General features: G+C 72.3%; 19 protein-coding genes. 14 read left to right on the top strand and 5 right to left on the bottom strand.

The genetic code is table 11. The features are described from left to right. Positions 1-100: 100 nt before the first annotated feature. Together OG455_RS16065 and OG455_RS16060 are read right to left on the bottom strand one after the other, a co-directional pair. Positions 101-298 carry a DUF397 domain-containing protein gene (locus tag OG455_RS16065; RefSeq protein WP_266294275.1) on the bottom strand — a complete coding sequence of 66 codons (198 nt, stop codon included), beginning with the start codon at positions 296-298 and terminating at the stop codon, positions 101-103. Then, entirely contained in the window at positions 282-1,118 is an 837-nt protein-coding gene (locus OG455_RS16060; RefSeq protein ID WP_266294273.1) for a helix-turn-helix transcriptional regulator, read from the bottom strand. The genes OG455_RS16065 and OG455_RS16060 overlap by 17 nt, the downstream gene beginning before the upstream one ends. Positions 1,119-1,281: 163 nt before the next feature. Here OG455_RS16060 and OG455_RS16055 point away from each other — a divergent pair, with 163 nt between their 5' ends. The 3 genes from OG455_RS16055 (at position 1,282) to OG455_RS16045 (ending at position 3,459) form a co-directional block, all read left to right on the top strand. Continuing rightward, complete coding sequence (locus OG455_RS16055; RefSeq protein WP_266294271.1) at positions 1,282-1,686, top strand: ATP-binding protein; 405 nt, start codon at positions 1,282-1,284, stop codon at positions 1,684-1,686. A 159-nt stretch (positions 1,687-1,845) separates the two neighbouring features. Next, a complete protein-coding gene (locus OG455_RS16050) occupies positions 1,846-2,709 on the top strand; it encodes a hypothetical protein (protein ID WP_266294269.1) in 864 nt (287 codons plus the stop codon). Positions 2,710-2,727: 18 nt separating this feature from the next. Continuing rightward, positions 2,728-3,459 carry a dienelactone hydrolase family protein gene (locus tag OG455_RS16045; protein WP_266294267.1) on the top strand — a complete coding sequence of 244 codons (732 nt, stop codon included), beginning with the start codon at positions 2,728-2,730 and terminating at the stop codon, positions 3,457-3,459. A 125-nt stretch (positions 3,460-3,584) separates the two neighbouring features. Here OG455_RS16045 and OG455_RS16040 read toward each other — a convergent pair whose 3' ends face one another. Beyond that, a complete protein-coding gene (locus OG455_RS16040) occupies positions 3,585-5,216 on the bottom strand; it encodes a chitinase (protein WP_266294265.1) in 1,632 nt (543 codons plus the stop codon). A gap of 373 nt (positions 5,217-5,589) precedes the next feature. On the opposite strand from OG455_RS16040, the gene OG455_RS16035 reads away from it, so the two are divergent. The 6 genes from OG455_RS16035 (at position 5,590) to OG455_RS16010 (ending at position 12,779) form a co-directional block, all read left to right on the top strand. Next, positions 5,590-6,384, top strand: coding sequence for an isoprenyl transferase (locus OG455_RS16035; RefSeq protein ID WP_266294263.1), 795 nt, complete (start codon positions 5,590-5,592; stop codon positions 6,382-6,384). A 224-nt stretch (positions 6,385-6,608) separates the two neighbouring features. Continuing rightward, positions 6,609-7,943 (top strand): PhoH family protein, encoded by a 1,335-nt coding sequence (locus tag OG455_RS16030; RefSeq protein WP_266294261.1) that lies wholly within the window; start codon positions 6,609-6,611, stop codon positions 7,941-7,943. A gap of 344 nt (positions 7,944-8,287) precedes the next feature. After that, positions 8,288-9,076 (top strand): transglycosylase SLT domain-containing protein, encoded by a 789-nt coding sequence (locus OG455_RS16025; protein WP_266294259.1) that lies wholly within the window; start codon positions 8,288-8,290, stop codon positions 9,074-9,076. A gap of 152 nt (positions 9,077-9,228) precedes the next feature. Next, on the top strand, positions 9,229-10,695 hold the full coding sequence (locus OG455_RS16020) for an AI-2E family transporter (protein ID WP_266294257.1): 1,467 nt from the start codon (positions 9,229-9,231) through the stop codon (positions 10,693-10,695). Positions 10,696-10,704: 9 nt separating this feature from the next. Beyond that, on the top strand, positions 10,705-12,054 hold the full coding sequence (locus OG455_RS16015; protein ID WP_266294255.1) for an AAA family ATPase: 1,350 nt from the start codon (positions 10,705-10,707) through the stop codon (positions 12,052-12,054). Next, entirely contained in the window at positions 12,051-12,779 is a 729-nt protein-coding gene (locus OG455_RS16010) for an HNH endonuclease (protein ID WP_266294253.1), read from the top strand. Before OG455_RS16015 ends, OG455_RS16010 begins: the two co-directional genes overlap by 4 nt. 11 nt (positions 12,780-12,790) lie before the next feature. Here the strand turns inward: OG455_RS16010 and OG455_RS16005 are convergent, their stop codons facing one another. Beyond that, positions 12,791-13,324, bottom strand: a complete 534-nt coding sequence (locus OG455_RS16005; RefSeq protein ID WP_266294251.1) for a carboxymuconolactone decarboxylase family protein — start codon at positions 13,322-13,324, stop codon at positions 12,791-12,793. A 2-nt stretch (positions 13,325-13,326) separates the two neighbouring features. Continuing rightward, positions 13,327-13,878, bottom strand: a complete 552-nt coding sequence (locus tag OG455_RS16000; protein ID WP_266294249.1) for a peroxiredoxin — start codon at positions 13,876-13,878, stop codon at positions 13,327-13,329. A 143-nt stretch (positions 13,879-14,021) separates the two neighbouring features. Between OG455_RS16000 and OG455_RS15995 the strand changes: the two genes are divergently transcribed. The 5 genes from OG455_RS15995 to OG455_RS15975 all read left to right on the top strand — a co-directional run bounded on the left by OG455_RS15995 (position 14,022) and on the right by OG455_RS15975 (position 19,753). Beyond that, positions 14,022-14,984 (top strand): LysR substrate-binding domain-containing protein, encoded by a 963-nt coding sequence (locus OG455_RS15995; RefSeq protein WP_266300818.1) that lies wholly within the window; start codon positions 14,022-14,024, stop codon positions 14,982-14,984. 248 nt (positions 14,985-15,232) lie between these two features. Next, positions 15,233-16,522 carry a phosphodiester glycosidase family protein gene (locus OG455_RS15990; protein ID WP_266294247.1) on the top strand — a complete coding sequence of 430 codons (1,290 nt, stop codon included), beginning with the start codon at positions 15,233-15,235 and terminating at the stop codon, positions 16,520-16,522. Further along, positions 16,519-17,463, top strand: coding sequence for a decaprenyl-phosphate phosphoribosyltransferase (locus tag OG455_RS15985; protein WP_266294245.1), 945 nt, complete (start codon positions 16,519-16,521; stop codon positions 17,461-17,463). The genes OG455_RS15990 and OG455_RS15985 overlap by 4 nt, the downstream gene beginning before the upstream one ends. Further along, positions 17,463-18,890 (top strand): FAD-binding protein, encoded by a 1,428-nt coding sequence (locus OG455_RS15980; RefSeq protein WP_266294243.1) that lies wholly within the window; start codon positions 17,463-17,465, stop codon positions 18,888-18,890. Before OG455_RS15985 ends, OG455_RS15980 begins: the two co-directional genes overlap by 1 nt. Next, complete coding sequence (locus OG455_RS15975; RefSeq protein WP_266294241.1) at positions 18,881-19,753, top strand: SDR family NAD(P)-dependent oxidoreductase; 873 nt, start codon at positions 18,881-18,883, stop codon at positions 19,751-19,753. Before OG455_RS15980 ends, OG455_RS15975 begins: the two co-directional genes overlap by 10 nt. Positions 19,754-19,769 lie beyond the last annotated feature (16 nt).

Here is a 19,769-nt window from a genome sequence, read left to right as displayed (position 1 = left end):
AGGACCGTCCGCGCGACCACTGCGGCGCGCGTTCGAGCAACGCAAGCGTAGGGAGTGCCATCAGCGCAAATGACGCGGGGTGGGGCCGGGGCGCGGCGGGCTAGAGCCGCCCGGCTTTGACCTCTGCAACGAAGGCGGCCCAGGCGTGAACGGGGAAGATGAGCGCAAGGCCGTGCGGGTCCTTGCTGTCACGTACGGGGGCTATGGCGGGGACGCCGTAGGCGACCTCAACGCACTCGGCGCCCTGGCCGTTGCTGTAGGTGCTCTTGCGCCAGGTGACATCAGGGCTCGTCGTCATGCTCGTACTCTTTCAGGTACGTGCGGATCAGGTCGAGGGACTCCTCCTGCGGCAGGGCCTTCGAGCGGGCCAGGTCGAACATCTGGGTCAGCTCAAGGATCTTCCTGGGCAGTTCCACTGTCTCTCCGGAGGCGAAGCTCTCGACGTATCCGATCGTGCTTCCGCCTGGGAGGGTCAGCAGGATGAGGCTGCCGCCCAGCATCGGGTAGGCCCCCTGCGCGAAGGGCAGTACCTGGATGGTCACATGGGGGATCGCTGGCGGTTCGAGAAGCTGTTTGAGCTGCCCTCGCATAACTTGAGGCCCACCGACGGGGCGCCGCAACGCTGCCTCATCCATCATTGCCCAGAAGAACGGGGGATCTTCCTTGATGAAGACCCGCTTTCGCCGCATCCGAGTCTCGATATGCGCAGTGATCCTCTCCTCCGATGCACCGGGAATGGACTCCCGGAAGAGGGCACGGGCGTAGTCCTCCGTCTGCAGAAGGCCCGGGACCAGACTGCTGGTGAAGACCTGAATGCGAGTTGCCCTGTTCTCACCGTCGACGATGACGCGGCCGTAGTCAGGGATCGGACTCTCCTGCGCGAGTTCCAGTAGATCCCGGAACAGTGCGTGCGTCCCGAAGTACGTGTCCAGCGCATCGGCCAGCGCTTCCGATGGCAACTGATCCCCATGCTCGACCCGGCTGATGTACGAGTGCGGATAACCGAGCCGCTCCGCCAGCCCCCGCAAGGTCAGCCCGGACGACTCCCGCAGCCGGAGCAGTCTGCGGCCGAGCATGGTGCGCGGGGTCAGTTTCCCCTCGTCCTCGTGCAGCTCCATCGAACACCCTTTCAACTGCCTGTTCACTGAGCGCCGTTGGTACCGGCCGGAGGGTGGCCAGAATCTTCCCGTCCAGCCAACCTGGTAACCGGGGGAACCGCCTGGAAATGCCGAGAGAGGCAGGCAGAGATGTGCAAGCCCACCACCCACCCGGAGCGCTCCCATGGCTGACGAGCTGGTTGCCACCGACACCTGCTGGCTCCCGCGCAGGACCAACTCCCCGGCCAGGGCTCGACGGCTCCTCGGCGAGCTTCTGCGCGGAGTCAAGGGTGGAGAGCGCTTCCATGAGGTCGGGCAGTTGGTGGTCTCCGAGCTGGTCACCAACGCTCTCGTGCACGGGACGCGCTCCGGTCAACTCATCTGGATCGAGCTCAAGGTCGACCATGAGCAGCTCTGGATCGCGGTCGAGGATGCCAGCAGTGCGGTCCCCCGGGTCTGCCGCGCTGCCGACGGCGAGACGGGGCGCGGGATGCTGCTGGTCGAGGAACTCACCCTCGCCTGGGGGTGCGGGCCGCGTGAGGGGATCGGGAAGCGAGTTTGGGTCATCGTCGGCCCTGATCAGAAATGAAACAATGCAGGCAAACTGCCTGACTATAAATCATTTTCGACCAAGAGGATTGAGCATGATCGGGCCCGTGCTAGGTTTTTGACGAACCATCAGACGCATGTGACCCCGGCGGTGCTGGAACACCCCGGGGCCGCGGCACTAGGAGTGCAAAGGCTCCCCATGCGTAAACATCGTAGCGCTCCGCTGCGCTCGTGCACCCCCCTTCCCGATCGGCTCCTCCAGGACCGCACGCTCAGCTACACTGCGCGCGGCCTGCTCGCCGATCTGCTCTCCCGCCCCGACCGCTGGCGCGAGGACGGGCGCCAGATGGCCGACTCCAGCCCCCAGGGCCGGGCCGCGATCCGCAAGGCGCTCAAGGAGCTGACCCAGGCCGGGTACTACTGGGTGGTCAAGACCCGGTTGCCGGACGGCACGTTCCGCTCCGAGATCCACGTCTTCGACACTCCCCAGGCCGCGCCGCCGGGTGTCATCCCCCCGGGCCCCGGCGGGGCAGCACCCGGTCCGCCTGTCACTCAAAAGACAGAAAACCGGGGGGAACAACCCACCCGGCCCGTCCTCCCCGTCCCGGAGGCCATCCGCGAGGCGGTGGCCACGCTCTACCGGGTGATCCGCCCGGAGCCCCGGCTGCGGCTGCGCGAGTCACAGGCCCACGCCCTCGCGCCGCTCGTCGCCCGGTGGCTGGAGCTCGGCAGCACCGCCGCCGACCTCGCCCGCGCCCTGCTCGACGACCTGCCCGCCACCGTGACCGCCCCGGCCGGGCTGCTGCGCAACCGCCTTGAGCGGAAGATGCCGCAGGCGGCGGTCCGAGGGGCCGTACGAGAGGTCCGGTCGGCCGCGCCCCTGCCCGAGTGCGCCCGCTGCCACGACCCGGTCGCCGGCCCCGGTTTCTGCCGGGCCTGCACCGGCCGTTCCCGCCCAGGGGGCATGCTCACCATCGGTGGCGGTGCCGAGTTCACCCCGGCCGGCGCCGCCCGGGCCAGGGAGGCGATGCGAGCCGCGAAATCACAGCTCCGAACTGCCTGACTGTGTTTCAGTACGATCATGGCGAACTGGGAATTCCTGACCGAAGGCGGCATCGAGGCGTACGTCGTGCGCCCCGCCGAAGCCGTACCCGTCCGTGGCGCGGTGGTGCTCTGCACCGAGCTGTACGGGATCAACGACTACATCCGCACCGTCGGCGACCGGCTGGCCGCCACCGGATACGCGGTGCTGGTCCCCGACTTCTACTGGCGGCAGCAGCGCCGCCCGCAGCTGAGCTACAGCGCGGCGGACCGCGAGGCCGGCCTGGTGCTGATGCGCGCACTCGACCGTGACGAGCTGATCGCCGACGCCGGCACCGCGCTCGACGCGGCGCGCGGGCTCGCCGAGGGGCGCGGCGTGGCGTTCCTGGGGCTGAGCATGGGCGGCCACATCGCGCTGCGTGCCGCCACCGCGCTGCGCTTCGAGCTGGCGGCGCTCTTCTACCCGGGCTGGATGCTCAACTCGGGCATGCCGATGGTCGGTCCGGTGCCGCCGGTCGAGCAGGCGGCGGACATCGCGAGCAACGGGGCGTTCGTGCTGGGCCTGGTCGGCGACGCGGACCACATCCTGCCGCCCGCCGAGTGGCAGGAGGCGGAGCGCCGCCTCACCGCCGCCGGTGTCCGCCACGAGCTGATCAGCTACCCCGGGGTGAAGCACGGCTTCGCGATCGAGGACCGCCCGGCGGACTACGACGCGCAGGCCGCCGGGGCGGCCTGGGAGCGGGTCCACGCGGCGCTGGCCGAGCACCTCTGACAGCGCCGACAGACGCCGACAGACGCCGGCGGACGCCGGCGGGGCCCGCCGCACCTGCTCGGTGCGACGGGCCCCGCCGGTTCGCGCGTCGACTCCTCCCTCAAGAAGCCGTCAGCGCAGTGGAGTTACGGCATGGCGTGGGCGTGGTTGCCCACGTTGGTGGAGAAGTCGTTGCCGTTCGTGGCGTCCCAGTTGGTGGACCAGGTCATCGCCCCGCGGATGGTCGGCCACTTGGCCGGCGGGACGAAGCTGCCGCAGTTGGTGCCCTGCGCCAGGCAGTCCAGCGCGTTGTTCACCACGGTCGAGTTGACGTAGCCGCCGCCGGCCGCCTGGGAGGAGGCGGGGACGCCGATGCCGACCTGGGACGGGTCGAGGCCGCCCTGGATGTAGGTGCAGACCTGGCTGGTGATGAAGTCCTCGGTGCCCTGGTTGTAGACGTTGCCGTTGCAACCGGGCATGCCGCCGGAGTTGTAGAACTGGGTGTTGACGACGGTGAGGATGTCCTTGACGCCCAGCGCGAGCTGGAAGTAGCCGCTGGTGGTCTGGTACATGTCCAGGGTCTGCGGCGCCATGGTCAGGACGAAGCCGCTGCCGACCTTGCTCGCCAGGGTGTGCAGGCCCTGCGCCATGTAGGTCGGGGTGATCCCGTTCTCCAGGTCGATGTCGACGCCGTCGAAGCCGTACTGCTGGATCAGCGAGTAGGCGCTGCTGGCGAAGTTGGTGGCGGCGGCGGCGTTGCCGACCGTGATCGCACCGTCCTGGCCGCCGATCGAGAGGACGACGCGCTTGCCGGCCGCGTGCTTGGCCGCGATGTCGGCCTTGAACTGGTCAGCGGTGTAGCCGCCGACCTTGCTCGCCAGCGTCGGGTCGATCGAGAAGGTGATGCCGCCGGTGTTGGCCGGGTCGGCGGTGGCGAAGGAGACCGCGATGATGTCGTAGTTGCTCTGGACGTCCGAGAGCTTCTGGTCCTTCGCGCCGTTGTCGAAGTCCTGCCAGTACCCGGTGATGAGGTGCTTGGGCAGCCCGCCCGACGGAGGCGTGGGGGTCGACGTCGGCGTGGGCGTGGGCGTCGGTGTGGGTGTCGGCGTCGGGGTCGGGGTGGGCGTCGGCGTCGGCGTCGGGGTGGGCGTCGGGGTCGGGGTGGGCGTCGGGGTCGGCGTCGGCGTGGGTGTCGGCGTCGGGGTCGGCGTCGGGGTGGGCGTCGGAGTCGGCGAAGCCGTCCCGCCCGGCCCGGTCAGCGTGATGTCGTCAGCGCTGAACGCGCTCTGTCCGTACCACCCGTGCACGTACACCGTGAGGCTGGTGGTGCTCGCCCCGGTGGTGAAGGTGCTGCTCAGCTGGTTCCAGCTGCTCTGGCTCGACCAGGTGCTCGGGTCCCCGCCCGAGGCGCCGGTCCCGGTCGCGCCCAGGTAGACGTACGAACCCTGGACCCAACCGGCCAGCGTGTAGCTGGAGTTGGGCTGCACCGAGACGGTCTGGCTGCACTGCGCGGTGTTCGAGCTGCTGGGCGTGGCCAGCAGCGCCTGGGTCCCGCTGTGCACGGGCGAGGAGACCGCGGCGGCGGTGCCGGCGCAGGTCCAGCCGGAGAGCCCGGACTCGAAGCCGCCGTTGCTGGTCAGGTTGCCCACCGCGGCGCTGGCGCCGCCGGCGAAGACGGCCAGACCGGCACCGGCCAGGGCGAGCGCCGTGGTGCCGGCGGCGAGCGCGGGCAGCGGCCGACGGCGCCGGCGGTGGGTGGAGGAGGTGGTACGGGACATGACGAACTCTCCTGTGGGGAGGAGGAGAGGGACCGCCGCGGTGGGGGTCGCGGCGGCCCCGCGTGGGGGAGGGAAAACCACTCACACAAAAGACGGCACGACGAAGAGAGGGGGTCGGCGGCTGATTCGGTTGAACCCGCAACCGCTTGCGAACAAGCTGGACTAGACCAATGGCATGCGTCAAGCACCTGACAGCCTCCTTACGCATTCTTTAAGGAACCGGAGACCTGGCCGTGTCCGTCACTGCGTCCGACCTGCGGCTTTCCTCCTCCTCGGGGACGCGGAGTACGCTGCTCCAGGACCCGTGGCAGCCAGGGCCGGTCGGGGCCGTGGGGGCCGTGGGGTCAAGGGGTCGAGCTCAGAGGGGCAACACATGGGTCTGCGCGATCTCGTCGACCGCACACCGGGTCTGCGGACCCTGCTCGGCGGCATGTACCGCCTCTACGGGCAGCGGGTCGAGGCCCACCTCGGCCGGACCCCGCATCACGTCGGCGTGATCATGGACGGCAACCGCCGCTGGGCCAAGGCGGCCGGTGGCACCACGGCCTTCGGCCACCAGCGCGGCGCCGACAAGATCTCCGAGTTCCTCGGCTGGTGCGACGAGACCAACATCGAGGTCGTCACCCTCTGGATGCTCTCCACCGACAACCTCAGCCGCCCGGCGGAGGAGCTGGTCCCGCTGCTCGGCATCATCGAGGACGCGGTGACCGGCCTGGCCGGGAAGAAGCGGTACAAGATCAACCCGATCGGCACCCTGGACCTGCTGCCGGGCAAGACCGCCACCATCCTGAAGGACGCGGCCGCCGCCACCGAGCACTTCGAGGGCATCACGGTCAACGTCGCGGTCGGCTACGGCGGGCGGCACGAGATCGCCGACGCCGTCCGCTCCCTCCTTCAGGAGCACGCCGACCGGGGCACCTCGATCGAGGAGCTGGTCGAGATCCTGGACGTCGAGCACATCGCCGAGCGCCTCTACACCAAGGGCCAGCCCGATCCTGACCTGGTGATCCGGACCTCGGGCGAGCAGCGGCTGTCCGGCTTCCTGCTCTGGCAGAGCGCGCACAGTGAGTTCTACTTCTGCGAGGCGTACTGGCCGGCCTTCCGCAAGGTCGACTTCCTGCGGGCGCTGCGCGCCTACGAGCAGCGCCACCGCCGCTACGGCGGCTGACCCCCGCCTCCCGGGGGCCGGTGCCGTCAAGAGCGCCTGACCGCACCGAACGTTCATGACCTGACCGCACCGAACGTTCATGAGAAGTGATCCAGGACTTCGCATGAGCAAGCATGCCCGACGTCCTGTCAGGGCATACACATGGCAGACCGGCACCCTGCCCATCGGGGTCGCGGGGGCCGGTGAGCCGCGGGTGACGCAGGGTCGCCCGCCCTGGAGGCCTAGTGGTCAGTACCAAGAGCCGCCGGACACCAGACCGGCGCACGTACGTCCTTGACACCAGCGTGCTTTTGGCCGATCCGCTCGCCATGACGCGGTTCGAGGAGCACGAGGTGGTGCTCCCGGTGGTCGTGGTCACCGAGCTGGAGGCCAAGCGGCACCACCCCGAACTGGGTTACTTCGCGCGCCAGGCCCTGCGCCTGCTCGACGACTTCCGGGTCCGGTACGGCCGGCTCGACGAACCCATCCCGGTCGGGGAGGTCGGCGGCTCGATCCGGGTCGAACTCAACCACTCGGACACCTCCGTGCTGCCGGCCGGCTACCGGGTCGGCGGCGGCGAGGCGGACACCCGGATCCTGGCCGTCGCCCGCAACCTGCAGGCCGAGGGGTACGACGTCACCGTCGTCTCCAAGGACCTCCCGATGCGGATCAAGGCCAGCGCGGTCGGCCTGCTCGCCGAGGAGTACCGCGCGGAGCTGGCGATCACGTCCGGTTGGACCGGAATGTCCGAACTGGCGGTTCCCGCCGATCAGGTGGACGAACTCTTCGGCGCCCCGCACGAGGCCGCCGTCGCGGTCGACGGGGCCGAGGAGCTGCCGGTCCACACCGGACTGGTGCTCAGCTCCGAGCGGGGCCGGGCGCTGGGCCGGGTCACCGTGGACGGCCGGGTCAAGCTTGTGCGCGGCGACCGGGAGGCCTTCGGCCTGCGCGGGCGCAGCGCCGAGCAGCGGGTGGCCCTCGACGTGCTGCTCGACCCCGAGGTCGGCATCGTCTCGCTCGGCGGCCGGGCCGGCACCGGCAAGTCCGCGCTCGCCCTCTGCGCGGGCCTGGAGGCGGTGCTGGAGCGCCGCCAGCACCGCAAGGTGATGGTGTTCCGGCCGCTCTACGCGGTCGGCGGCCAGGAGTTGGGCTACCTGCCCGGCAACGAGTCGGAGAAGATGAGCCCCTGGGCGCAGGCGGTCTTCGACACCCTGGGCGCGGTGACCACGCCCGCGGTGATCGAGGAGGTGATCGCCCGCGGGATGCTGGAGGTGCTGCCGCTCACCCACATCCGGGGCCGCTCGCTGCACGACGCCTTCGTGATCGTCGACGAGGCGCAGTCGTTGGAGCGGAACGTGCTGCTCACGGTGCTCTCCCGGATCGGCCAGGGTTCGCGGGTGGTGCTCACCCACGACGTGGCGCAGCGGGACAACCTCCGGGTGGGGCGCTACGACGGCGTGGTGGCGGTGGTGGAGAAGCTGAAGGGGCATCCGCTCTTCGCGCACATCACCCTCACGCGCTCCGAGCGCTCCCCGATCGCCGCCCTGGTGACCGAGATGCTTGAGGACATCCAGCCGTAGGCCTGACATATCAGCCTACGAACGATCCGCCCGCTGACCGGGTTTGGCCGGTCAGCGGGCGGATCGTCTGCACATCGCACCGCCCGCCGTCCAGCGATCGACCGATTTCCCCGCGGCCGGCCGATGTGAGCTTCGCCACGCAACCGGGAATTGCGTACCCGCGTCCGGTTGCGGCATGGTGTGGGTTCTGTCAGGCCCCGCGTACGGCCCGCTGGTTGGGCGTCAACTGAATATGGAAGGTCCGTACGCCGCCCGAATTCCCTGCCCGCGACCGGTTCACCGGCCCGCGGACACCGGGCCCGCGCCTCCCGTGACCAGCTCTGGTGGAGGCCAGTGACCAGGGCATGTTGCGTCCTCACGGTCACGCGGGGTCGACGCTGGAAGGAAACCATGTGACTCGGATCTCGGTCCGGGGAGTTGCTGTGGCCTCCGCCACCGCCGTCACCGCAGTCGGTGCCGTCGTCGGTGTGGCCTCGGGCAGCGAGGCCCAGCCCGCCCAGTCGGTCGACGTCGCGGGGTCCACCCTGCTCGCGGACGTCCCGTCAGCCCCCCAGGCGCAGGCCATCAGCGACAACATCGCCGGTCAGTCCGTCGCCCAGCAGCAGGCGGCCGACGCGGCGGTGAAGAAGGCTGCCGAGGAGGCCGCCCGGGTGAAGGCCGCCGCCGACGCGCAGGCGAAGGCCGACGCCGACAAGGCCGCTGCCGACGCCGCTGCGAAGGCGAAGGCCGACGCGGACGCCGCGGCCAAGGTTGCCGCGCAGGCCGCCGCCAAGGCGAAGGCCAAGTCCGAGCTCGCGGTCAGCGACTCCGCGTCGTCCGACTCCGCCCCGCCCGTCTCGGTCAGCCCGGGCTCGGTGCAGTCGATCGCGTCCGGGATCATCGGCGACAGCACCCAGTTCCAGTGCTTCAGCAACATCGTCACCCGCGAGAGCGGCTGGAACTACACCGCGATGAACCCCTCCGGCGCGTACGGCCTGGTCCAGGCGCTGCCGGGTTCCAAGATGGCCTCGGCCGGCGCGGACTGGCGGACCAACCCCGCCACCCAGATCAAGTGGGGCCTCGGCTACATGAACGACCGGTACGGCAGCCCGTGCGGCGCCTGGTCGTTCTGGCAGGCCCACAGCTGGTACTAGACCGGCGACAGCGTGTGATGCCCCCGGCCGGGTCGGCCGGGGGCTCGCGTGTTTTTCGGGCCCGGTGCGCCGAAAGGGTGAAGTGGGCAGGTAGCGTCGTACCGCACACGCCGTGGCGCCTGGTCCGCGGTGGAACCGGGAGGACGGGCCGCATGGCACGGGGTGGGCAGCGCGACCGCACGGCCGCCAAGGTCGTCTCCTGGAGCACGTCCGTGGTGGGACGGTTGGCCGAGCGCCGCCGTGCCGCCATCGAGGAGCACGGCGGAGCGCACGCCGCGCGGCCCGAGCCGGCCCTCGACGCGCTGGTCGACCCGGCGCCCGAACCGCGGCCCGCCCCGTCCGCCGCCCCACCTCTCGACGCCGCGTCCCCCCTCGACGCCGCGCCCCGGCCCGTGCCGCCACCCCGCGAGGCCGGCCCGCACGAGCCGCCGCGCCACCGCGACCCGCACCCGGGCCGTCCGGCCACCCCGGCCGAGGCGGTGCCCTGGGGGCTGAGGGTGGCCGCCGAGTCCACCTGGCGGCTGCTGCTGCTCGGCGCCGCGCTCTACGTGATCTTCTACGTGGTCGACATGCTGCGCCTGGTCGCCTTCGCGCTGCTGGCCGGCGTGCTGATCTCGGCGCTGCTGGAGCCCACCGTCTCCTGGCTCAAGCGGCACGGCGTGCCCCGCTCGCTGGCCGCGACCGGCACCTTCCTGGCCGGGCTGGTCGGCATCGGCCTGGTCGGCTGGTTCGTCGTCTGGCAGGTCACCACCAACATCAGCGAGGTCTCCAACCAGGCCACCAACGGTGTGCAGACCATGCACAACTGGCTGCTCAAGGGTCCGATGCACCTGACGGACAAGCAGCTCAACGACTTCACCACCCAGGCCACGAAGGCGATCGCCAGCAACACCCAGCAGATCACCTCGCTCGGCTTCACCACCGCCGGCATCGTGATCGAGGTGGTGACCGGGGTGCTGCTGGGCGCCTTCACCACCTACTTCCTGCTCTACGACGGCGCCAAGATCTGGAGCTGGGTGCTGCGCGGGCTGCCCCAGCAGTCCCGCTACGCGATGGCCGGTGCCGGGCCCAAGGCCTGGGCCACGCTGACCGCCTACGTGCGCGGCACGGTCTTCGTCGCCTTCATCGACGCGCTCTGCATCGGGATCGGGATCCAGTTGCTGGGGGTGCCGCTGGCGATGCCGCTGGCGGTGATCATCTTTCTGGGCGCCTTCGTGCCGCTGGTCGGCGCGCTGGTCACCGGCACCCTGGCGGTGCTGATCGCACTGGTCACCAGCCACAGCCTCTACACCCCGCTGATGGTGCTGGTGGTGCTGATCGCCGTCCAGCAGATCGAGGGGCACCTGCTGCAGCCGCTGATCCTGGGCCGCGCGGTGCGGGTGCACCCGCTGGGCGTGGTGCTCGGGGTGGCCGCGGGCTCGATCATCGGCGGGATCGGCGGTGCGATCGTCGCGGTGCCGCTGATCGCGGTCACCAACACGGTGGTCGGCCACCTGCGGCGGCGCAACGCCGCGGCCGACGAGGTCTTCGTCGCGCTGGAGGCCGCCCAGGACGCGGCGGCGGCGCAATCGGCGCAGAAGCTGACCGACCCCTCCCCGGAGCAGCCCGTCAGCTCCTAAAGTGGCGTCATGTATGTGACCAGGCTGGGCATCTCGGGCATCCGCGGGTTCACACCGGCCCGCGAGGTCCGGCAGCTCGAACTCCCGCAGGCCGGCTGGACGGTGCTGGCCGGGCGCAACGGCGCCGGCAAGACCACGCTGCTGCGGGCGCTGGCGCTGGCACTGGGCGGGCCCTCGGTGGCACGCAGCCTGGTCAGCGACTTCTCCGGCTGGCTGAGCGCGGGGGAGCGGACCGGCTGGGTGCAGGCCTTCGTCCGCCCGGACTGGTCGGTGGACCGGTTGGCGGGCAGCGGCAAGGCGCCCAAGTACGACCTCCACCTCGGTCTGCGCTGGACGCTTCCCCGGCCCCCGGCCGGGGGGAGCCACCTGACCGGCGGCCCGCGCCCCGAGTTGGAGGTCTTCGGCTCGGCCAGCCCCGAGCGCGGCCCGTGGGCGGAGAATCCGCGCGGCTGGTTCTTCGCCGGCTACGGCCCGTTCCGCCGGCTGCTCGGCGGGGCCGGGGAGAGCCAGCGGCTGATGCTCTCGGCCGGCCCGGTCGGCCGACTGGCCACCCTCTTCCACGAGGAGGCCTCGCTCGCCGAGGGCGTCTCCTGGCTGATCGACCAGCACGTGCGCCGCCTGGAGGGCCGCCCCGGTGCCCAGCAGGCGCTGGACGTGGTCAGCGCGCTGCTCTCGGACGGCCTGCTGCCGGACGGCTTCGCGGTCTCCCGGGTCGACTCGGACGGACTCTGGGTGCACCGCACCGGCGACGGTGACCGGCTGGTCGACGGACCCGACTTCCCGCTGCGCGAACTCAGCGACGGCTACCGCACGGTGGCCGCCCTGGTGCTCGACCTGGTCCGCCAGTTCCAGAACTGCTACGGCGGCCTCCCGCAGGACGAGCACGGCGCCGTCACCCTGCCCGGCATCGTGCTGATCGACGAGGTCGACGCCCATCTGCACGTCAGCTGGCAACAGCGGATCGGGCCGTGGCTGACGGCGCACTTCCCGCGGGTGCAGTTCATCGTCTCCACGCACAGCCCGTACATCTGCCAGGCGGCCGACCCCGGCGGGCTGATCCGGATCGCCGGCCTGGACGAGCAGGCCCCGCCGCAGCCGGTCAGCGAGGAGCTGTACCGGCGGATCGTCTACGGCAGCGGCGACGACGCGGTGCTCTCCGAGCTCTTCGGTCTGGAGTCGCCCTACTCCGCCCGGGCCGAGGACGCCCGGCGCCGGATCGGCGACCTGGAGGGCAAGGTGCTGGCCGGCGACTCCACCGACGAGGAGCTGGCCGAGTACCAGGAGCTGACCGACCGCCTGATGAGCTCGCTGAGCGCCCGGGTCGACGAGGTCGCCGCCCGGCTCGGGCGTCCGCGATGATCCCGCTGCAGCGCCCGCCGTTACCCGAGGAGCTGGTCGAGCGGATGTCGGCGCGCGGCGAGCGGCTGCCGCAGTACCGGGGCGGCGCCCGGGAGCTGTGGCGCGACAGCCGCACCATCCGCCGCGAGCTGAGCGCGCACCTGGTCGCGATGGCCGCCGGGCTCTCCCGCTGCATGTACTGCGGGGACAGCGAGGGCACCAGCATCGACCACTTCCAGCCGATCGCGATGGCCCCGCAGCGCGCCTTCGACTGGCTCAACCACCTGTGGGCCTGCGCCTACTGCAACAGCAACCAGAAGCGCGACCTCTACCCGATGGACCGGGACGGCCTGGCGCTGCTGATCGACCCCACCGCCGACGAGCCCGCCGACCACCTCGACCTGGTGCTGGCCACCGGCGCCTACCGCCCGCGCACCGCCAAGGGCAGCGAGACGATCCGGATCTTCGGCCTGGACCGCCCGGTGCTGGAGCGCGGCCGGGCCCAGGCCTACGTCCGCTGCCGCTCGATGCTGCGCGACCTGGCCCGCCTGGCCGAGCACGCCGAGCGCGCCGAGGCCGGGGCGGTCGCCCACGCGCTCACCGTGCAGCCCTTCGCGGACGTGCTCTACGAGATGCTGCGGCTGCGCACCGCGCCCCGGGCCGCGCTGGTCTTCGGCGCCGAGACGGTGGCGGGCCTGAACATGCTGAAGGACCCCCGCGCGCTGCGAGGGCCCCTCCACAACTGACCGGTCGTGCCTCAGCCGAGCTGCGCCTCGGCGTCCAGCACCGAGGCGACGGCCTGCACCACGGCGGCGATCCGGATCGCGACCTGGATCGTCTCGCGGTCCACGCCCGCCTTGCGGAGCACCTGCTCGTGCGAGTCCAGGCACTGGCCGCAGCCGTTGATCGCGGAGACCGCGAAGCACCAGAACTCGAAGTCGATCTTCTCCACGCCCGGGTTGCCGATGATGTTCATCCGCAGCCCGGTCCGCAGCTTCGCGTACTCCTCGTGGTCGGAGAGGAGGTGCGTGGTGCGGTAGTAGACGTTGTTCATCGCCATGATCGCGGCGGCGGCCTTGGCGGCGGTGTACGCCTGCTCGGAGAGCAGCTCCTTGGCCTGCGGCTCCAGCTCGGCCAGCACCGGCTTGCTCGCGGTGGCCATGGCGCAGGAGAGGACGGTGCCCCAGAGCTGCTGCTGCGGGAGGTCCGAGTTGCCGATGACCGCGCTCAGGTTGAGCTTGAGGTCCTTGGCGTACTCCGGCAGCGCGGCCTTGAGTTCGTCGAGCGCCATGCTCAGCCGGCCAGCAGGGCGGCGGCGTCCAGGGTGTCCTCGCCCTTGGTCCAGTTGCACGGGCACAGCTCGTCGGTCTGCAGGGCGTCCAGCACCCGCAGGACCTCCTTGGGGTTACGGCCGACCGAGCCGGCGGTCACCATGGTGAACTGGATCTCGTTGTTCGGGTCCACGATGAAGACCGCGCGCTGGGCGGTGCCGTCCTCGCCCTCGACGCCGCAGGCACGCATCAGGTCGTGCTTGATGTCGGCCAGCATCGGGAAGGGCAGGTCGCGCAGGTCGGCGTGGTCCTTGCGCCAGGCGTGGTGCACGAACTCCGAGTCACCGGAGACGCCCAGGACCTGCGCGTCGCGGTCGGCGAACTCCTCGTTCAGCTTGCCGAAGGCCGCGATCTCGGTCGGGCAGACGAAGGTGAAGTCCATCGGCCAGAAGAAGACGATCTTCCACTTGCCCTCGTAGGTCTTGTGGTCGATGTCGGCGAACGCCTTCGCCGCGTCCAGGTCGACGCAGGCCTTGAGGTCGAACTCGGGGAACTTGTCACCGATCGTGAGCACGTTCGCTTCTCCTGGGTGTGGAAAATGAGGGGAGTGTGTCCGGATTGCCTATGATTCGACGGATCCCGACGTGACCCAACAGTGACACAGCCTGCAGTGATCAGTGAAATAGCCAGAGTCGATCCATCTGATCGGAGAGAGTTATCAGTACCCAGCAGTCACCGAGTTCCCCCAGGCCGCGCACCCCGACCGTCGCGCAGCTGCGCGCGTTCCTCGCGGTGGTGGAGCACCGGCACTTCCGGGAGGCCGCCACGGCCGTCGGCACCAGCCAGCCCGCGCTCTCCGGCGCGCTCGCCGCGCTGGAGGAGCTGCTCGGTGCCCAGCTGGTGGAGCGTACGACACGCAAGGTCATCATCACCCCGCTGGGTGAGCGCGTGGCCGTGCACGCGCGCCGCGCGCTGGCCGCGCTGCACGAGGTGACCCTGGAGGTCGAGGCGGCCCGCCGCCCCTTCACCGGCCCGCTGCACCTGGGGGTGATCCCCACCGTCGCGCCCTACCTGCTGCCCACCGTGCTGCGCCTGGTCCGCGACCGCTACCCCGCGCTGGACCTGCACATCCACGAGGAGCGCACCGGCTCGCTGCTGGAGGGCCTGGCCGCCGGCCGGCTCGACCTGCTGCTGCTCGCGCTGCCCGCCGGTGGCAGCGCGCCGACCCGCGACATCCCGCTCTTCGACGAGGACTTCGTCCTGGTCACCCCGCCCGAGCACCCGCTGGCCGGCCGCGCCGACGTCCCGCGCGACGTGCTGCTCGACCTGGACGTGCTGCTGCTGGAGGAGGGCCACTGCCTGCGTGACCAGGCGCTGGACCTCTGCCGCGAGGTGGGCGCCGACGCCGGCGGGGGCTCCACCCGGGCGGCCGGCCTGTCGACCCTGGTCCAGCTGGTCGCCGGCGGCCTCGGCGTCACCCTGCTTCCCGCCACCGCCCTGGCGGTGGAGTCCGGCCGCACCGACCAGCTGGCCGCCGTGCGCTTCGCCGACCCCGCGCCCGGCCGCCGGATCGGCCTGGCCACCCGCCCCGGCTCGGCCCGCGCCGCCGAGTACGACCGCTTCGCCGACTCGCTGCGGGAGGTGCTCGCGGAGCTGCCGGTGCGCATCGTCGGCCCGTAGGGGTGCGCCCGTCCGGGTGATCCCCGGGGGGCCGTGCACGAGTCTGACGAGACGTCACATCCCATCCCGGTCAGGGCAGCTGACGCTCTGCCCGGTGCCCCGCGGGTGCCGCCGACCCCTGCGTCGCCGCGTCGCCGGGCGGCCCGGGCGGGAGTGAGCTGGAGCACGCCAGACAGTTCGCGGTCCGCCCCGCCGCACCGGGCTGCCCGCCCGCGCTCGGGCGCTGCCGCCAGTGCAGGGAGAGTGGCGTGACCTCGTCGACCGAACCCGGAACGGACCAGCACCCGCCGACCGCCGCGCCGCCCGACGCGGCGGCCGGCCCCGACGGCCCCGACGCCCCCGAACCCGCCCCGCGCCGCGCGGGCCGCACCCGCCGCCTGCTGCGCAAGCGCCCGGTCCAGGTGGTGCTGGGCCTCTTCCTGGCCTTCCTGACCTGGCTCAGCTTCTCGATCGGCGGCGCGCTGCTCGCCCCGGGCAACGACAGTGCCGTCGCCCGGATCGCGGAATGGGCCCGCGACCACCACCTCGGCCCGATGGTGACCGGGCTGGAGACCGCCCAGTACAAGATGAACCCGCCCAAGGTCGGCGGCCGGCCCACCATCGCGCTCAACCCCGGCGGTGAGAGTTCCGCCCAGGCGGCCGCCCAGGCCTCGGCGGCCGCCTCGCTGGCCGCCGCCGAGGGCCGGCACCCCGGCGCCCCGGCCCTGGCCCCGATCAACCCCGCCCCGCTGGTCTCCCCGGCCGGCGACCCGCTGCCCGGCGAGGGCGTCTGGCACGTGATCGGCAACTCCCGCGGCGTGCCCTCGGTGCAGAGCGCGCTGCTGCGCCCGGACAGCGACCACACCTCCTACCTGGCCGCCGTGGTCTCGATGGACCAACGGCTGCTCCGCTTCCAGCTGCACCCCGGCACCGAGGACCCGGGCCCGGACGACTGGGGCGTGCCGCCGAACATCCCGGCCGACGCCCGCGGCGGCCTGCTGGCCAGCTTCAACGGCGGTTTCAAGGTCGCCGAGGCGCAGGGCGGCTTCTACCTCAACGGCGTCACCCACGGCAGCCTGCGCGACGGCGCCGCCTCGCTGGTCTTCTACAAGGACGGGCACACCGCGGTCGGCAGCTGGGGCGACGAGGTCTCGATGGAGCCCGACGTGGTGGGCGTGCGGCAGAACCTGCGGCTGATCGTCGACCACGGCGCGGTCCCGGACGACGTGGACCACAACGTGGAGAGCGGCTGGGGCCTGACCATCGGCGGCAAGTTCTTCGTCTGGCGCTCGGGCGCCGGCGTCACCGCGGACGGCCGGCTGGTCTACGTCTACGGGCCCGCGCTCTCGGTGCGCACCCTGGCCGACCTGCTGCACCAGGCCGGCTGCGTGCAGGCGATGCAGCTGGACATCAACCCGGCCTGGATGTCGTACAACTACTACCAGGGCGCCGACCCGGCGAGCCTGACGCCCACCAAGCTGCTGCCCGACCAGGAGCGGCCCGCCGACCGGTACTTCGAGCCGACCAGCCGCGACTTCACCGCGGTCTACGCCCGATGACCGCCCAGCCGCCGGTGCTGCCGGCCCCCGAACTGCGACCGATACCCACCGGCGCCACCCGTCCGGCCCGGTTCGGCCTGCCGGGCGCGATGCTGCGCACCGCTCGGCCCCGGCAGTGGCCGAAGAACCTGCTGGTCTTCGCGGCGCCGGTGGCCGCCGCCGACCGCGGCCGGATCGAAGGGCTGGGTGGTGCGCTGGCCGCCTTCGCGGTCTTCACCCTGGCCTCCTGCGCCGTCTACTTCGTCAACGACGTGGCCGACGCGGAGCGCGACCGGCAGCACCCGGTCAAGTGCGCCCGCCCGGTGGCCGGCGGCGAGCTGTCCGAGCGGCACGCGCTCGCCGTCGCGGTGGCCTGCGTGGCGCTGGCCGAGGCCGGCGCGCTGGCGCTCGCCAGCGCCGGCCTGGCCATCTGCGTGACCGGCTACCTGGCGATGTCCTTCCTCTACTCGGCCACCCTCAAGCACCTGCCGGTGATCGAACTGACCATGCTGGCCTCTGGATTCGTGCTGCGCGCGATAGGCGGGGCGGCGGCCGCCGAGGTCGCGCCGTCCGGCTGGTTCGTGCTGGTCTGCAGCCTGGGCGCGCTGCTGGTCGCGCTCTCCAAGCGCTACACCGAGCTGGCCGGGCTGGGCCCGGCCGCCGCCGGCCACCGGCCCTGCCTGCGCCGCTACACCCCGGCGGGCCTGCGCCTGGCGCAGCGCGCGGTGAGCGCGGCGATGATCGGCGCCTACCTGGGCTGGGCACTGCTCAACGGGTCCGACTGGGCGATCGACTGGCACCTGGTGACGGTTCTCCCGCTGGCCGCGGCGCTGCTGCGGTTCGACCGGCTGACCGGCCGGGCTACCATGGCGCGCGTCGAGGACCTGATCACCCGTGACGGACCGATGCTGGGGTGCGAGTTGGTATGGCTGGTGCTCTTCGTGGCAGCGGGGGCGATCTGATGGCGCCCCAGGTCGATCCCCGGGCCGACTCCCAGGCCGATCCCCAGGCCGATCCCCAGGCCCCTTCGCGGTCCGCCGCGCGGGCCGACCCCCGGACCGGGACCGTGCTGCAGGGCTGGGGACGCAGCACCGGCAGCCGCAGCGAGGTGCGCGGCCCGCTGACGGTGGACGGGCTCAGCGCGCTGGTCGCGGAGTGCGGCGAGCGCGGGCTGCTGGCCCGCGGCGCCGGGTGCAGCTACGGGGACGCGGCGCAGAACGCGGGCGGGGTGGTGCTGGCGCCGGCCACCGGCCGATCCGTCGAGGTGGACGGGCCGGGCGGTACCGTCCGGGCGGCCGGCTCGGCCAACTTCGCCCAACTGCTGGCGCGGGTGGTGCCGCTGGGGCTGCTGCCCGCGGTGCTGCCGGGAACCAGCCGGCTGACCGTCGGCGGCGCGGTCGCCTGCGACGTGCACGGCAAGAACCAGCGCGCCGACGGGAGCATCGGGGACTGGCTGGAGAGCGTCGAGCTGCTCGACGGCACCGGCCGGGTAAGGCTGCTGACGCCGCAGCAGGACGGCGAGGCCTTCGCGGCGACGGTCGGCGGGATGGGCCTCACCGGGATCGTGCTGGCCGCCACCCTGCGGCTGATCCCGCTGCCCGGCGACCGGCTGCGGGTCACCTCGCGGCGGGCCGCCGACCTGGACGCGCTGCTCGACGAGCTGGACCGCGCCTCGCGGACGAGCCGGTACGCGGTCGCCTGGATCGACACCACGGCGAGCGGCCGCTCGCTCGGGCGCGGGATCGTGGACCGGGGCGACCACCTGGCCTCGGACGCCGAACCGCGCTACGAGCCGGCCCGGGCACCGCGCGCGCCGCGGCTGCCGATCGGCCCGTTCACCCCGCTCACCGCGCGCGCCTTCAACGAGCTCTGGTACCGCAGGGCGCCGCGGGAGCGGCACTGCGTGCAGGGCCTGACCGAGTTCTTCCACCGGCTGGACGCGGTGCGCGAGTGGAACCGGGCGCTGGGCCCGCGCGGCTTCCTGCAGTACCAGTTCGCGGTGCCCGAGCCGGCCGCCGGGCTGCTGGGCGAGGCGCTGACCGCGCTGCGGCTGGCCGGGGCGGCGCCGTTCCTGGGCACCGTGAAGCGGTTCGGGCGGGCCGGCACCGGACCGCTCTCCTTCCCGCTGCCCGGCTGGTCGCTGGCGGTCGACCTGCCGGTGGGCGGCACCCTGGCCCGGGGCCGGCTGCGCGCCGTGCTGGACCGGCTGGACCGGCGGGTCGCCGAGGCGGGCGGACGGGTCTATCTCGCGAAGGACGCCCGGCTCGGGCGCGCCGCCTTCGACGCGATGTACGGGCCGTTGGACGATTGGCGTGCGGTGCGCGCCCGTCTGGACCCCGCCGCCACCATGCGATCCGACCTGGGACGGAGACTGGGACTGTGTCCTTGAACGAGGCAGTCGAGCACCCTGCGACCGAACACCCCGAACACCCCGCGACCGAACACCCCGCGACCGAACACCCCGCGACCGAACACGCCGTCAGGGCCCGCCCCGCGAGCGGCGCGGCCTCGGGGCCCGGCCGGCCTCCCGGCCGGATCCTGCTGCTCGGCGGCGGCAGCGAGATCGGCCACGAGATCCTCAAGGCGCTGGACGCGCCGCCCGGCTCCGAGGTGGTCCTGGCCGGCCGCGACGAGCAGCGGATGGCCGAGCTCGGAGCGGGGCTGCCCTACCAGGTGCGCACCGTGCCGTACGACGCCACCGCGCTGGACACCCACCAGCGCCTGGTGGACGACCTCTTCGCGCTGGGCCCGATCGACCTGGTGGTCTCGGCCGCCGGGGTCCTGACGCCGCAGCAGGTGCTGGACGCCGACCCGGTGGCGGCGGGTCGGCTGATCGAGACCAACCTCACCGGCCACGTCACCACCCTGCTCGCCGCCGTCCCGCACCTGCGGACCCAGGGCCGGGGCCTGATCGTGATCCTCTCCTCGGTGGCGGCGGTGCGTCCGCGCCGGGCCAACTTCGTCTACGGCGCGGCCAAGGCCGGCCTCGACGCCTTCGGCCGCGGCCTCGCGGACGCCCTGCACGGCAGCGGGGTGCGGGTGCTGCTGGTCCGGCCCGGCTTCGTGATCGGCCGGATGACCGAGGGCATGCCGCCCGCCCCCGCGGCCACCACCGCCCCGGCCGTGGGTGCCGCGGTCGCGGCGGCGGTGGCCAGGGGGGCCGGCGTGGTCTGGATCCCGCGCAAGCTCGGGGTCCTCGCGCACGGCCTGCGGCTCATCCCCCGTCCGCTGTGGCGGCGGCTGCGCGGCTGACACCCGCCCGCCGGCC

It is taken from the genome of Kitasatospora sp. NBC_01287, from assembly GCF_026340565.1.
In the GTDB taxonomy this organism is placed as follows: Bacteria; Actinomycetota; Actinomycetes; order Streptomycetales; family Streptomycetaceae; genus Kitasatospora.
Note: the sequence above shows the minus strand (reverse complement) of the source record. Positions and strands in the feature narration are given on the sequence as shown.

Bases quoted from the DNA above. Each gene is read 5' to 3' on its own strand.
- OG455_RS16065 (WP_266294275.1), bottom strand. From the start codon at position 298: ATGACGACGAGCCCTGATGTCACCTGGCGCAAGAGCACCTACAGCAAC.
- OG455_RS16060 (WP_266294273.1), bottom strand. From the start codon at position 1,118: ATGGAGCTGCACGAGGACGAGGGGAAACTGACCCCGCGCACCATGCTC.
- OG455_RS16055 (WP_266294271.1), top strand. From the start codon at position 1,282: ATGGCTGACGAGCTGGTTGCCACCGACACCTGCTGGCTCCCGCGCAGG.
- OG455_RS16050 (WP_266294269.1), top strand. From the start codon at position 1,846: ATGCGTAAACATCGTAGCGCTCCGCTGCGCTCGTGCACCCCCCTTCCC.
- OG455_RS16045 (WP_266294267.1), top strand. From the start codon at position 2,728: ATGGCGAACTGGGAATTCCTGACCGAAGGCGGCATCGAGGCGTACGTC.
- OG455_RS16040 (WP_266294265.1), bottom strand. From the start codon at position 5,216: ATGTCCCGTACCACCTCCTCCACCCACCGCCGGCGCCGTCGGCCGCTG.
- OG455_RS16035 (WP_266294263.1), top strand. From the start codon at position 5,590: ATGGGTCTGCGCGATCTCGTCGACCGCACACCGGGTCTGCGGACCCTG.
- OG455_RS16025 (WP_266294259.1), top strand. From the start codon at position 8,288: ATGTTGCGTCCTCACGGTCACGCGGGGTCGACGCTGGAAGGAAACCAT.
- OG455_RS16020 (WP_266294257.1), top strand. From the start codon at position 9,229: ATGGCACGGGGTGGGCAGCGCGACCGCACGGCCGCCAAGGTCGTCTCC.
- OG455_RS16015 (WP_266294255.1), top strand. From the start codon at position 10,705: ATGTATGTGACCAGGCTGGGCATCTCGGGCATCCGCGGGTTCACACCG.
- OG455_RS16010 (WP_266294253.1), top strand. From the start codon at position 12,051: ATGATCCCGCTGCAGCGCCCGCCGTTACCCGAGGAGCTGGTCGAGCGG.
- OG455_RS16005 (WP_266294251.1), bottom strand. From the start codon at position 13,324: ATGGCGCTCGACGAACTCAAGGCCGCGCTGCCGGAGTACGCCAAGGAC.
- OG455_RS15985 (WP_266294245.1), top strand. From the start codon at position 16,519: ATGACCGCCCAGCCGCCGGTGCTGCCGGCCCCCGAACTGCGACCGATA.
- OG455_RS15980 (WP_266294243.1), top strand. From the start codon at position 17,463: ATGGCGCCCCAGGTCGATCCCCGGGCCGACTCCCAGGCCGATCCCCAG.